General features: G+C 58.2%; 11 protein-coding genes. 10 read left to right on the plus strand and 1 reads right to left on the minus strand.

Translation table 11 applies throughout. From position 1 onward, the window contains the following. The first annotated feature begins 14 nt into the window (after positions 1-14). The 6 genes from odhB (at position 15) to G4G71_RS12270 (ending at position 8,216) form a co-directional block, all read left to right on the plus strand. Positions 15-1,247 (plus strand): 2-oxoglutarate dehydrogenase complex dihydrolipoyllysine-residue succinyltransferase, encoded by a 1,233-nt coding sequence (gene odhB / locus G4G71_RS12245; RefSeq protein WP_054907943.1) that lies wholly within the window; start codon positions 15-17, stop codon positions 1,245-1,247. Between the two features lie 81 nt (positions 1,248-1,328). After that, positions 1,329-2,765, plus strand: coding sequence for a dihydrolipoyl dehydrogenase (gene lpdA / locus G4G71_RS12250; protein ID WP_169937965.1), 1,437 nt, complete (start codon positions 1,329-1,331; stop codon positions 2,763-2,765). A 159-nt stretch (positions 2,766-2,924) separates the two neighbouring features. Next, the gene (gene sucC / locus G4G71_RS12255) at positions 2,925-4,091 is read left to right on the plus strand and encodes an ADP-forming succinate--CoA ligase subunit beta (protein ID WP_015477516.1); all 1,167 of its coding nucleotides are present in this window, start codon (positions 2,925-2,927) and stop codon (positions 4,089-4,091) included. Next, positions 4,091-4,972, plus strand: coding sequence for a succinate--CoA ligase subunit alpha (sucD, locus tag G4G71_RS12260; RefSeq protein ID WP_038803160.1), 882 nt, complete (start codon positions 4,091-4,093; stop codon positions 4,970-4,972). Before sucC ends, sucD begins: the two co-directional genes overlap by 1 nt. A 483-nt stretch (positions 4,973-5,455) precedes the next feature. Beyond that, positions 5,456-6,769: a branched-chain amino acid transport system II carrier protein gene (gene brnQ, locus G4G71_RS12265; protein WP_169937967.1), complete on the plus strand. Its 1,314-nt coding sequence runs from the start codon at positions 5,456-5,458 to the stop codon at positions 6,767-6,769. 232 nt (positions 6,770-7,001) lie between these two features. Beyond that, the gene (locus G4G71_RS12270; RefSeq protein ID WP_169937969.1) at positions 7,002-8,216 is read left to right on the plus strand and encodes a tyrosine-type recombinase/integrase; all 1,215 of its coding nucleotides are present in this window, start codon (positions 7,002-7,004) and stop codon (positions 8,214-8,216) included. 29 nt (positions 8,217-8,245) lie between these two features. On the opposite strand, the gene G4G71_RS12275 is transcribed toward G4G71_RS12270, so the two are convergent. Continuing rightward, entirely contained in the window at positions 8,246-9,130 is an 885-nt protein-coding gene (locus tag G4G71_RS12275) for a hypothetical protein (protein WP_169937972.1), read from the minus strand. Between the two features lie 284 nt (positions 9,131-9,414). Here G4G71_RS12275 and G4G71_RS12280 point away from each other — a divergent pair, with 284 nt between their 5' ends. The 4 genes from G4G71_RS12280 (at position 9,415) to G4G71_RS12295 (ending at position 13,890) form a co-directional block, all read left to right on the plus strand. After that, the gene (locus G4G71_RS12280; protein WP_084358945.1) at positions 9,415-9,612 is read left to right on the plus strand and encodes a helix-turn-helix transcriptional regulator; all 198 of its coding nucleotides are present in this window, start codon (positions 9,415-9,417) and stop codon (positions 9,610-9,612) included. Positions 9,613-9,825: 213 nt separating this feature from the next. Continuing rightward, a complete protein-coding gene (locus G4G71_RS12285) occupies positions 9,826-11,007 on the plus strand; it encodes an SIR2 family protein (protein ID WP_169937974.1) in 1,182 nt (393 codons plus the stop codon). Next, complete coding sequence (locus G4G71_RS12290; RefSeq protein WP_169937976.1) at positions 11,004-12,806, plus strand: ATP-binding protein; 1,803 nt, start codon at positions 11,004-11,006, stop codon at positions 12,804-12,806. Before G4G71_RS12285 ends, G4G71_RS12290 begins: the two co-directional genes overlap by 4 nt. Positions 12,807-13,227: 421 nt before the next feature. Then, complete coding sequence (locus G4G71_RS12295; protein ID WP_169937978.1) at positions 13,228-13,890, plus strand: inovirus Gp2 family protein; 663 nt, start codon at positions 13,228-13,230, stop codon at positions 13,888-13,890. Positions 13,891-14,101 lie beyond the last annotated feature (211 nt).

Consider the following 14,101-nt stretch of genomic DNA (forward strand, 5'->3'; position numbering starts at 1 on the left):
AGGAAACACACATAATGGCTATCGAAATCAAAGCCCCAACCTTCCCGGAATCGGTTGCCGACGGCACCGTTGCAACCTGGCACAAGAAGGTCGGTGAAGCCGTCAAGCGCGACGAACTGATCGTCGACATCGAGACCGACAAGGTCGTGATCGAAGTGCTGGCCGAGGCTGACGGCGTCCTGGCAGAGATCGTCAAGAACGAAGGCGACACCGTTCTCTCCAACGAACTGCTGGGCAAACTGAGCGAAGGCGGTGCCGCCGCTGCCGCTCCGGCTGCTGCCTCGGCTCCGGCTGCTGCACCTGCAGCCGCTGCACCGGCCGCTGCTGCCGCTGGCGACGACAACATCCTCTCGCCGGCTGCCCGCAAGCTGGCCGAAGAGAACGGCATCGACCCGAACAGCCTGGCCGGTACCGGCAAAGGCGGTCGCGTCACCAAGGAAGACGTCGTCGCTGCCGTTGAAGCCAAGAAGAACGCCCCGGCCGCCGCTCCGGCTGCCAAGGCTGCAGCTCCGGCTGCAGCTGCTCCGGTGTTCGCCGCTGGCGACCGCGTCGAGAAGCGTGTTCCGATGACCCGCCTGCGCGCCAAGGTTGCCGAGCGTCTGGTCGAAGCCCAGTCCTCCATGGCCATGCTGACTACCTTCAACGAAGTCAACATGAAGCCGATCATGGACCTGCGCAACAAGTACAAGGACCTGTTCGAGAAGAAGCACAACGGCGTTCGCCTGGGCTTCATGTCCTTCTTCGTCAAGGCCGCCACCGAAGCCCTGAAGCGCTTCCCGGGCGTCAACGCCTCGATCGACGGCAACGACATCGTCTACCACGGCTACCAGGACATCGGTGTGGCAGTTTCCAGCGACCGCGGTCTGGTCGTGCCGGTTCTGCGTAACGCCGAGTTCATGAGCCTGGCCGAGATCGAGAACGGCATCGCCACCTTCGGCAAGAAAGCCAAAGACGGCAAGCTGTCCATCGAAGACATGACCGGTGGTACTTTCACCATTTCCAACGGTGGCGTATTTGGATCCCTCTTGTCGACTCCGATCGTCAACCCGCCGCAGACCGCCATCCTCGGCATGCACAAGATCCAGGAGCGCCCGATGGCCGTTAACGGTCAAGTGGTCATCCTGCCGATGATGTACCTGGCGCTGTCCTACGATCACCGCATGATCGATGGCAAGGAAGCGGTCAGCTTCCTGGTCACCATGAAGGATCTGCTGGAAGACCCGGCTCGCCTGCTGCTGGACGTCTGATACGTCAATTCACACGACGGCCCCGTACTACACGACGGCCCCGCAAGGGGCCGTCCGCTTCACCGGAATAAGGATTGAGACATGAGCCAGAAATTCGACGTGGTTGTGATTGGTGCAGGCCCCGGCGGCTACGTAGCCGCCATCCGTGCTGCCCAACTCGGCCTGAAGACCGCTTGCATCGAGAAGTACATCGGTAAAGAGGGCAAGGTCGCTCTCGGCGGTACCTGCCTGAACGTAGGCTGCATTCCGTCCAAGGCCCTTCTGGACAGCTCCTGGAAGTACAAGGAAGCCAAAGAAGGCTTCGATGTCCACGGTATCTCCACCGGCGGCGTGAAGATGGACGTTCCGGCGATGATTGCCCGCAAGGCCAACATCGTGAAGAACCTGACCGGCGGCATCGCCACCCTGTTCAAGGCCAACGGCGTGACCTCCTTCGAAGGCCACGGCAAGGTCCTGGCCAACAAGCAGGTCGAAGTGACCGGCCTGGACGGCAAGACCCAGGTTCTGGAAGCCGACAACATCATCATCGCCTCGGGCTCCAAGCCGGTTGAAATCCCGCCGGCCCCGCTGACTGAAGACGTGATCGTCGACTCCACCGGCGCCCTGGAATTCCAGAGCGTGCCGAAGAAGCTCGGTGTGATCGGCGCTGGCGTCATCGGTCTGGAACTGGGTTCGGTCTGGGCTCGCCTGGGCGCTGAGGTCACCGTCCTGGAAGCCCTGGACAAGTTCCTCCCGGCTGCCGACGAGCAGATCGCCAAGGAAGCTCTGAAGACTCTGACCAAGCAAGGTCTGAACATCCGCCTGGGCGCTCGCGTCACCGGTTCGGACGTGAAGAAGAAGCAGGTTACCGTGACCTTCACCGACGCCAACGGCGAGCAGAAGGAAACCTTCGACAAGCTGATCGTGGCCGTGGGCCGTCGCCCGGTGACCACCGACCTGCTGGCGGCCGACAGCGGCGTGACCCTCGACGAGCGTGGCTTCATCTTCGTCGACGACCAGTGCAAGACCAGCGTTCCGGGCGTCTTCGCCATTGGTGACGTGGTCCGTGGCGCCATGCTCGCGCACAAGGCCTCGGAAGAGGGCGTGATGGTTGCCGAGCGCATCGCCGGCCACAAAGCCCAGATGAACTACGATCTGATTCCGTCGGTGATCTACACCCACCCGGAAATCGCGTGGGTCGGCAAGACCGAGCAGCAGCTCAAGGGCGAAGGCGTCGAAGTCAACGTCGGCACCTTCCCGTTCGCTGCCAGCGGTCGCGCCATGGCTGCCAACGACACCGGCGGTCTGGTCAAGGTCATCGCCGATGCCAAGACCGACCGCGTACTGGGCGTCCACGTGATCGGCCCGAGCGCCGCCGAGCTGGTACAGCAAGGCGCGATCGGCATGGAATTCGGCACCAGCGCCGAAGACCTGGGCATGATGGTCTTCTCCCACCCGACTCTGTCCGAAGCGCTGCACGAAGCGGCCCTGGCAGTGAATGGCCACGCCATCCACATCGCCAACCGCAAGAAGCGCTAAGGAACGGGACCACGGCGGGGAGAGTGGCAGTCTTTTGCGAGGGGCTGTCCCCGACCCGCCGGATCGTTTCTCCCCCGAGGGGGACTCGGTCACAGGTGGCGTGGTGCCACGAGCGCCGCGCCGAATGCGCAATACCCAAGACGAAAACGGTAGACAAGCATGAATCTCCACGAATATCAGGGTAAGCAGCTGTTCGCTGAGTACGGCCTGCCCGTATCCAAGGGCTTCGCCGTCGACACACCCGAAGAGGCCGCAGAAGCCTGTGAAAAGATCGGTGGTACCGAGTGGGTCGTCAAAGCCCAGGTACATGCCGGTGGCCGCGGTAAAGCGGGCGGTGTGAAGCTGGTCAAGAGCAAAGAGGACGCCAAGGCGTTCGCCGCCAACTGGCTGGGCAAGCGTCTGGTGACTTACCAGACTGACGCCAATGGCCAGCCGGTCAGCAAGATCCTGGTGGAATCCTGCACCGACATCGACAAGGAGCTGTACCTCGGCGCCGTTGTTGACCGTTCCAGCCGTCGCATCGTCTTCATGGCCTCCACCGAAGGTGGCGTGGACATCGAGAAAGTTGCGCACGAGACTCCCGAGAAGATCCTCAAGGCCACCATCGATCCGCTGGTTGGCGCTCAGCCCTACCAGGGTCGCGAGCTGGCCTTCCAGCTGGGCCTGAAGGGCGACCAGATCAAGCAGTTCACCCACATCTTCGTGGGCCTGGCCAAGCTGTTCCAGGACTACGACCTGGCGCTGCTGGAAGTGAACCCGCTGGTGATCAAGAAAGACGGCAACCTGCACTGCCTGGACGCCAAGATCAACATCGACTCCAACGCCATGTACCGTCAGCCCAAGCTGCGCGCCATGCACGACCCGTCCCAGGACGACGCTCGTGAGGCCCATGCGCAGAAGTGGGAACTGAACTACGTCGCGCTGGAAGGCAACATCGGCTGCATGGTCAACGGCGCTGGCCTGGCCATGGGCACCATGGACATCGTCAACCTGCACGGCGGCAAGCCGGCCAACTTCCTCGACGTTGGCGGCGGTGCCACCAAAGAGCGCGTGACCGAAGCGTTCAAGATCATCCTGTCCGACAGCAACGTCGCTGCCGTTCTGGTGAACATCTTCGGCGGCATCGTTCGCTGCGACATGATTGCCGAAGGCATCATCGGCGCCGTGAAAGAAGTCGGCGTGAAAATCCCGGTTGTCGTTCGTCTGGAAGGCAACAACGCCGACCTCGGCGCCAAGGTCCTGGCCGAAAGCGGTCTGAACATCATCGCGGCGACCAGCCTGACCGACGCTGCCCAGCAAGTCGTCAAGGCCGCGGAGGGTAAGTAATGAGCGTCCTGATCAATAAAGACACCAAAGTCATCTGCCAGGGCTTCACCGGCTCGCAGGGTACCTTCCACTCCGAACAAGCCATCGCCTACGGCACCAAGATGGTTGGCGGCGTGACCCCCGGCAAGGGCGGCACCACCCACCTGGGCCTGCCGGTGTTCAACACCGTCAAGGAAGCCGTGGAAGCTACCGGCGCTGACGCGTCGGTCATCTACGTTCCGGCTCCGTTCTGCAAGGACTCGATCCTGGAAGCGGCCTTCGGCGGCATCAAGCTGATCGTCTGCATCACCGAAGGCATCCCGACCATCGACATGCTGGAAGCCAAGGTCAAGTGCGACGAGCTGGGCGTACGCCTGATCGGCCCGAACTGCCCGGGCGTGATCACTCCCGGCGAGTGCAAGATCGGCATCATGCCGGGTCACATCCACCTGCCGGGCAAGGTAGGCATCGTGTCGCGTTCCGGCACCCTGACCTACGAAGCCGTGAAGCAGACCACCGACGCCGGCTTCGGCCAGTCCACCTGCGTGGGCATCGGTGGTGACCCGATCCCGGGTTCCAACTTCATCGACATCCTGAAGCTGTTCCAGGAAGACCCGAAAACCGAAGCCATCGTCATGATCGGCGAAATCGGTGGTTCGGCTGAAGAAGAAGCGGCTGCCTACATCAAGGCCAACGTGACCAAGCCGGTGGTGTCCTACATCGCTGGTGTTACCGCACCGCCCGGCAAGCGCATGGGCCACGCCGGCGCCATCATCTCCGGCGGCAAGGGCACTGCGGACGAGAAGTTCGCCGCCCTGCAGGACGCTGGTGTGAAAACCGTGCGTTCCCTGGCCGACATCGGCAAGGCCCTGGCCGAGCTGACCGGCTGGCCGGTCAAGTAAGCGCCTCGCTTACTCAACCGTCCGTCCACAGAGGCCACCTTCGGGTGGCCTCTGTCGTTATGGCTGCGTCTGACAAAGTGTCGTTCAGGCGACATCGCCGATCATTGCGCGGACGATCTGACGTATGTCAGTGCAGCTCATCGGAATAGATCGTTAGGCTAGCAACTATATGAAGCGTCGCGTTCCCCACAAGGGAGGGCTCGCTCACCGTCAATTCCTACCCGGAAGCGACGGCGATTCCTGACCGTCAAGGATGGCGGGATAACCAGAATGCAGGAGCAAACGGGCCACGAGCCCATGGAAAACCTCTGCTATCGGACTTCCAAGAACAACTCTCCGTACCGATGACAGCAGCATCACAGGATGCGCAGGCTCGCCCCGAGTGAGTCGGCCAGTCCCGTTCGATGCGGCTTTGTCACGTCCGTACGGCGTGCGTGCCTTGGGAGACCACAAACCCGCTAAAGCACTGTGGTATTTCCCTTCATGAAAGTCTTGAAAGGCCAGGACGTCCTGGCATTGGGTTTTATGACCTTCGCGCTGTTCGTCGGCGCGGGCAACATCATCTTCCCGCCGATCGTGGGCCTGCAGTCGGGGCCGCACGTGTGGATGGCCGCGCTGGGCTTCCTGATCACCGCGGTCGGCCTGCCGGTGATCACCGTTGTCGCGCTGGCAAAAGTCGGCGGCGCAATGGACACCCTGAGTCACCCGATCGGCCGTGTGGCTGGTGGCCTGCTCGCGGCTGTCTGCTACCTGTCGGTCGGGCCGCTGTTCGCCACCCCGCGTACCGCCACCGTCTCCTTCGAAGTCGGCCTGGCACCGCTGACCGGGGAGGGCGCTCTGCCGCTGTTCCTCTACAGCCTGGTGTACTTCCTGGTAGTGCTGGTGATCTCGCTGTATCCGGGCAAGCTGCTGGATACCGTCGGCCGCTTCCTCGCGCCGTTGAAGATCATCGCCCTGGCCGCTCTGGGCATTGCAGCCTTCATGCTTCCAGCCGGCCCCATCGGCGTTGCTGAACCGGCCTACCAGGCCGCAGCGTTCTCCCAGGGCTTCGTCAATGGCTACCTGACCATGGACACCCTCGGCGCTCTGGTCTTCGGCATTGTCATCGTCAACGCGATCCGCTCCCGTGGTGTGGATTCGCCGCGCCTGATCACCCGCTACGCCATCATTGCCGGCCTGATCGCCGGTGTCGGTCTGGCGCTGGTGTACATCAGCCTGTTCCGCCTGGGCTCGGGCAGCCATGACATTGCCGCCGGTGCCGCCAACGGCGCTGCCGTCCTGCACGCCTACGTGCAGCACACCTTCGGCTCGCTGGGCAGCACCTTCCTCGCCGTGCTGATCGCGCTGGCCTGCCTGGTCACCGCTGTGGGCCTGACCTGCGCCTGCGCCGAGTACTTCTGCCGCATCCTGCCGCTGTCGTACCGCAGCCTGGTGGTCATCCTGGCTGGCTTCTCGCTGCTGGTGTCGAACCTGGGGCTGACCAAGCTCATCCAGTTCTCCATCCCGGTGCTGACTGCCATCTACCCGCCGTGCATCGTGCTGGTAGCGCTGAGCTTCTGCGCCAGCCTGTGGCGCTCGCAGACGCGCATCGTTGCCCCGGTGATGGTGATTTCCTTCGTCTTCGGCATCATCGACGCGCTCAAGGGCGCCAAGCTCGACGCCTGGATGCCGGCCTGGATGGAGCAACTGCCGTTGGCCGAGCAGGGCCTCGCCTGGCTGATCCCCTCGGTCGCCATGCTGGCCGTGATGGTGGTGATCGACCGCCTGCTGGGCAAACCCCAGGAAGCCATGGCCTGATCCCGCCGTATTGAACCTCCAATGAAAAAGGCCGCCCACAAGGCGGCCTTTTTATTGTCTAGAGAAATCTACTAGGGTCTTTTGTTGAATTTAAAACATATTAAAAATCAACGATTTATGATTTTTTCTGTCTAGAGAGATCTACGGAAGGTTGACTGGTTCTACGTGAAAGTGGGGGAATATATGGGGGAATTTATCCCCCTTTTGATGCACGTGAAGGGAGTAGGGCGTCGTGGGAAAGCTAACCGCCAAACAGGTCGAGAACCTATCGGTTCCAGGCACATATGAAGACGGGGAGGGCTTACGCCTCTTCATTCAGGCGACAGGTCGCAAGTCTTGGGTATTTCGCTTCCAGCTCAATGCGCGGCGCCGCGAAATGGGGCTGGGAGGCTTTCCGCAGGTGAGCCTCAAAGATGCTCGCCTTGCCTGCAGTGCATTTCGAATACAGCTCAGTTCAGGAGTAGATCCGCTCGCCGCGAGAGATGCTGAGCGGGCAGCCCGAAAACTAGCTCAGCAGGAAACCAGGCTAGGCGAGAAGTCATTCGAGACAGTCGCCCGAGAATACTTCGAAGCACACAGCGGTGCTTGGTCGGAGCGTTGGCGTAAGGGCTGGATTCGTAAGCTGGAGCATTACGCGTTTGATCGGATCGGTACTTCAGCTCCTAAAGATGTGCAGACTGAAGATGTGCTGAGCATTCTGCGTCCGATCTGGGCGGTTAAAAGTCGGACTGCGGATGAAGTCCGCTCCCAGATTGAGCAGATTCTGGATGCTGCGAAGGCGCGAGGTCTTCGTAGTGGTGAGAACCCGGCGCGTTGGAAGGGGCACTTAGAGAATCTACTCAGCAGGTTGGAGAAGAAAAAGGCTCGAACATGCGAGCGCTTCATAGCTTTGAATTGGAAGGATGCACCGAAGCTCATGCATCAACTCGACGAGCTTCGAGTACGCAATGCTCAAGCGCTGCAGCTGCTTCTACTGACCGGCGCACGCAGTCATATGGTTCGATTTGCCAGGTGGGAAGAGTTTGACCTGGTAGAGCGAGTCTGGAGGCTGGACGAGTCCCGCATGAAAACTCGTCAAGCATTCGCCATTCCTCTGTCCGAAGAAGTTCTACGGCTACTTGAGGCGATCCCTAGAATTAGCGATTCCCAGTACCTCTTCCCTGGGCACGGAAGGTCAGGGGTCATGCATGGAAATGCTATGCGGGACTTGCTGCAAGAGGACCTTGCTTATCGGGGCGTGACCTGCCACGGTTTTCGCTCAACATTCCGCGACTGGGCAGGGGAATGCACCAACTACCCTAGGTACATCTGTGAGCTCGCGTTGGCGCACGATGAAAGGGGCGCCGTTGAAAGCTCCTATTCCCGATCTGATTTCCTTGAGAAGCGTCGACCGCTGATGGCTGATTGGGCCAAATACCTTTCGAGCTTTCAGAGCCCTGGCGCGTAACCTCAAGGAAATTGCCTGGGACGCTTAGGTTACTGATCTATTCCTCTCAGCACGCGAATCTGCTCCTTGAGATACAGATCCTTCTCATCTTCCATCTGCAAGAGGATTTCCAGGACACGGGCTCTAGAGAGCTCGTGATCTTTGGAGAATCTGTCGAGTCGCTTGATCGCCTTGTCGCTCAGGATGAAGTTGTACTGCTTCTTACCCTTCGCTTCTTGGCGCCGAATTTTCTGCCTCCAAAGCCGCCTGACCGTCGCGATGCAATATTTCCTCTCAACGTCGCTCCAGGTCCATGCGTCTGAGGCGATCAGCAACTCTTGCAGGGTCTTCGGAACAGGTTCGGGAAACTCCTGCTCAGGTTGGTGTTTCCTCACCCATTCGACTACGTGCCGGCATGCTCCTGCTTCATTGGCTTCTTGAACCCAGCTGAGCTGCTTGTCCAACCGCGTTTGTTCGTCCCAATCCTGTTTCAGGCCAATAACCAGGGACTCCTTATCCCTGGGCGCCGAACCTGAGCAGTCGATCTTGGCTACCAGCATCTCTCTCTCCGTGAGCGCTGAAGAATAGATATCTGGAGTGCGAATGCGCTTGTCGCGGTTAAGCCGATGTTGGATCCAGGCCAGTTGACGCTTGCAGTCCGATATCCAGGTTATGTGCCCCTCCGAAACCATCTGACGGTTTTGGTCGACAGCGATTTCCTCTAGTGAGAGCCGAAAGCTCTTGATGCTCTCCGCCATCTGCTCGGACATGGTTCTCGGATTCAGCGCCTCACTGCGATAGAGCGCTTTTCCGCGCAGAGCGAGATAGAACCAAAGCCAGATGTCGTCACGGCGCTCGTGGGGTGCCTTTCCGTGAGGGCTGGATGGAGGTATGTCGATGGTGAAGTCGGAATTGAGAGGAGAGCGGCGGGTCATGACTTCCTTGCCTTGGTGAAAGCTTCTAGCTGCGGAATAGAGCCGGAATAGATGGTTTGTAGATGTGGTGTAGAAGGATTCTAGAAGCTGCCTAGATGCCGCTTTAATAAGACATATCTGGAATTCCGGGGCTTTCAGCTGTATTTCGTCCATATCTGTTCTACAGCCAGTCTTCCTCATGGGGATGCTGAAGCCCGTTGCGGCCGCCAGGGCGTGCCCAGGATCGGCCCGGTCATTAAAAACGAGACCTGCCAATCCTCTGAACGAACACCAGGAGCCCGTTCATGAGGATCATCCGTTTACGAGAAGTCATGGCTACGACCGGTCTGGCCAGGTCGACCGTCTACAAGTACATCAGCGAGGGGGCCTTCCCTAAGCCGGTGTCATTAGGGGAGAGGTGTGTGGGGTGGGTCGAGGAAGAGGTGCACGATTGGGTGATGGAGAAAATTGAAGAGCGTGACGCTGCTTTGAGAGTTGCGTGAGAGAGCGGCAAGGCATAAACGCCGTGACTGGCTGTGTCCAGTCACGGCGTTTATGCCGTTGGGATGAGTGACCGTAGGGAGGCTTCTAGGGCAGCAACTGGGCATTATTTGTCTTTCGCGCAGGAGTCATTAAGGCCTTTCGTGGTGGCACTCTGCTTGCTGCGAGAGGTATCGTCTCTCAGCGCCATTCTGCGCAGCCAAGGAGGACAGGCAGTGATTTCTATCGGCGACATCTACAACCAAGACATCAACTTCCTCTTCGGATCAGGAGCTTCGTTCGGCCTGCTCCCAACCCTCCAACTGCAGGTACAGACTGGTGAGGGTAACTCGCGCTACACGCTGGAAGATCTAGCCACCAAATTTGAGCATGAGGGCGACGAGCGCTTAATTCCGCTGTTCATGCATTACTACGCCAGTTGTATCCGTCCGGCCGAGGAGCTCAGCCTGGAACAGGCAGTGGCCGAAGAGGCAGGCGCCACGGTTATCAAGAACTACCGTACCTTCCTAACGACAGCGCTCGAAATGGTAAAACGTCGCAAAGCGCTGGATCGTCGTTGCAATGTGTTCACCACGAACTATGACGGTTGCTTCCCGCTCGTGGCCGACGTGCTTATTAATGAGGGCCACATTGATTTCGTATTGAATGATGGTGCACGAGGGTTCACGCGACGCATCCTACAGGCCCGAAATTTCGGGTCTTACCTTTGCCAGGCCGGTGTTTTCGGCCGTCACCAGAGCAGCATCCCTCAAATCAATCTGATCCATTTGCATGGGTCGGTCTATTGGAGCAAGTTGGACTCCGCGATTCAGGTCGGCTACGACCTATCTAGCCGCCAGGAACTGCTAGACGCTGACGCTATGGCGTTGCTGCAGCCATTTTCGGCTGCACTTAATAATCCTGCATCGACACTTGCCGATGTCCCAGTCCCAGATTTCACCGATGATGAGTTGGACGCTTTTTGGGACAAATATAAGCGGATTCCAATCGTGAACCCGACGAAGTGGAAGTTCCACGAGACGGTCTACGAGGAGCATTACTATCAAATGCTGCGGCTGCTCAGTTATGAGCTTGAGAAGCCCAACGCCGTGCTCATCACCTTCGGGTTCTCGTTTGCCGACGAGCACATTCTCAACCTCGTCATGCGCTCTCTTTCCAATCCGGGACTGCAGGTATTTGTTTGCTGTTACAGCCAGTCCGGGCACGCCGAAATGGAGGAAAAATTCAAGGGCAACCGTAACGTCAAGTGCCTGATGCTGCAGAATGGAGTGATGGACTTCACTGCGTTCAATGAACAGGTATTGGCTTGGCCGGAGGCTACTGCTTTTGCATCGGCTACCCCCATAGCTCCAGCAGCTATTCCTGTGGCTGATGCAGACCTCGAGAACCTGATATGAGTATTCGCGTTGGCGAGGTCATCGCTGTCCATGGAACGAAATTGGTTCTGAAGATCGACGAACAGTCGAGCAAGGAAACCCTGTTCTATGAAGGAAAGAAATACAAGGGAGTCTCAATCCGCGAATACCTATCCATCCAGCGCGGTTTCCGCGACATCATCTGCATTGTCGAGGGAGAGTATCTGGACGAAAGCCGCACTGAGATGCATGACGGCCGGCAGACGATTGTGCGGAAGGTAGAGGCTAGGCCGATTGGATACTTCGATCATACTGGCTTCACTCAAGGCATCAAGTATCTACCGATGATCCAGGATACGGCTTACCTGCTTCCGGAGGAAAAGATCAGGTCTATTTTCGATCGCAAGGCGGACAGCGATTTCAGGATTGGGACCATGCTGAAAGAGGAAATCACGGTTGGGTTGCCGTGGAGGCGACTCTTCAATAGCCATATCGGCATCTTCGGCAATACCGGAAGCGGCAAGTCAAACACTCTGGCAAAGCTCTACACCGTTCTTTTCGATCAAAAGCTGCCTCTCATCAGAGGTAAGAGCCGTTTCATTATCTTGGATTTTAATGGTGAGTACGGCGGCGATCAGCTCGTGGCTGCCGATGACAAAACCGTCTACCAGTTGTCCACGCTTACCGCTCCAGATCTGAACGATCCCGCTTCCAGGTTTCCACTGGCGACGCAGGAGTTCTGGCAGCTTGAGACTATGGCTCTGCTCTTTCAGGCTACCCCGAACACGCAAAGGCCCTTCCTCAACCGTGTCATCGCAGGTTGGGAGCGCTATGGAGCCATTCCAGGGTCACTCGCGAATTATGCGAAGCTGATGTTCCGAAAGTCGTTCTGCGCCGGAGAGGTTAAGACGGCGACGCTGGATTTGATGCGTACCGTCTCGCGGCTCATGGGAAACCAGCAGGTGCAGGACATGCTGGCAGACGTAGCCTGGCACCGCCTTGGCGGGCGCTTCACTTACGATGGGAGGTTCATAGGTACCGATGGCGCGCAATACGCGGCTGATATCGCTCCAATCGTAGAAACACTGGATGCCGCAGGCCTCGACGAGTTTGACCAGCTTGTGCTGCGCGTCAACCTGCAGCTGATCTCAGATCTGAACGCTGGATACGTGCAGTTTGAGCATATTCAGCCGCTTCTGAAGCGCGTCGAGTCTTCACTTGCCAACCTGCGCAAAGTGTTATCTGTTTCAGATGTGGCACCCGATGGGCACCTGCTCACGGTCATCTCGATGCGCCGCTGCAACAACGAAATTAAAAAGGTTCTGCCCCTACTGTTCGCGAAGCACTACTACAACAGTCACAAGGCCACGGTCACCAATCCGCCCGACCGAACTATCCATCTCATCGTCGACGAGGCGCACAACATTCTGTCCGACCAGTCTGCGAGAGAAAGTGAAACCTGGAAGGATTATCGGCTCGAGCAATTCGAAGAGATCATCAAGGAGGGGCGCAAGTTTGGGATGTTCATCACCATCGCTAGCCAGCGCCCTGCGGACATATCGCCCACCATTGTTTCGCAGCTGCATAATTTCTTCATTCACCGTTTGGTGAATGACCGCGACCTATATTTGGTCGACAACACTATTTCCACCCTGGATTCTTTGTCTCGCAGCCTCATCCCGGGCCTCTCGCAAGGGTGTTGTGTGGTCACTGGTACCGCTTTTGAGCTGCCAATTGTGATCCAGGTGGACCGGCTGCTAGATGGTAAACAGCCAGCCAGCGAGGATGTCGATCTCGACAGACTTTGGAGTGATGCCTTGGCAGTTGGGGCGGAGGAATAGAGCCAGTCGCAGCGACAATGGTGCTGCACAACCTCCTCTCACAGGCTGTAGCGGTCAACCAAGAACAGTTGCTGGGCGACTGTTTCTGGCCGTTGGCTGCAAAATCAGGATGTGATTGATATATTGCCGGAGTGACGAGAACTGAAAAATTTCCAATCGACATTGGGGCTTTAGCTTCAGTCTGTCCGAGGTCATTGAGGGCTGAGTTCTCGGTGCGGGTAATATGCTTTATAGCCATCTATCAATCCCGCCATTCATCGCTCCCCCATACGCTACTCGTCTACCTCCCGCTACCTACATATCAATCTCAAACCATCCCAACCCAGCTCATCCATCCAATCACTAGGTCTTTTCTAGCCATCGACCAGTAGAAAGTTACTCCCCGTGCAGAGGATATGAACCTCACACAGGAGCAGCCTTCATGCCTCGTCATCCCAGCAATACCAACCTCCACCTGCATCAAATCAGCACCTTCCAAGGCCTGCCTGTCATGGCTGAGAAAGGGCCCTTCATCGAGCAGTACCTATCGCGCTTGCACAGCGCCATTGAGCGCTCCCTGAGGCAGTACGCCAGGGTGTTTGCCTTCAGAGTGGATCTCCGCCTACCACTGTCCATCGAGCTGCCTGACTACGCTTGTACGAACGAGGTCATCAGTCGGTTTCTGGAATCCTTCAAGGCCAAGATCGAGCATGATCGACAGAGGGCTCGTGCTCGGCACCGATACGCTCATGACAGCAAGGTCCGATACGTCTGGGCCAGAGAGGAGAGCAGGGGAGAGCGACCGCATTACCACCTGCTGATCCTGCTCAATGGAGATGCTTACTTCACAGTCGGCAGGAAGACCTCATCTGAGCAGAACATCTTCCATCGTCTGCAGCAGGCATGGGCCAGTGCGCTGGGGCTCAGCGTGGAGGAGGTGAGTGGCCTGGTGGAGATACCGCGAGCGGCTGGATACCTGGTTAGTCGAGCTGCTGGTGATCATGGAGAGCTAGCTAACCTTTTCCGTCGAGCGAGCTACCTCTGCAAGGCTGCTACGAAGAACTATGGGGATGGTCAGCATGGATTCGGATGCAGTCGTGGATAGCTGGATTCCAGACACGTCTTATATCGACTTTCATCTTTGGTCGATCCAATGCACCTGCCTCATTCCTGTTCGCATGGATGGGGTAGTTGGAGCAAGTCGCTTGCCCTGAAAGGCATCGTCCGGATGCTTCAACTCTTGCGATGGAGCGCGGTGGTTGACCGTATCGAGACGGGGCGAGGACGCCTGGTTTTCGGACTGGTTGGTTCGTAGA

It is taken from the genome of Pseudomonas multiresinivorans (assembly GCF_012971725.1).
GTDB classification, from domain to species: Bacteria; Pseudomonadota; Gammaproteobacteria; order Pseudomonadales; family Pseudomonadaceae; genus Pseudomonas; species Pseudomonas multiresinivorans.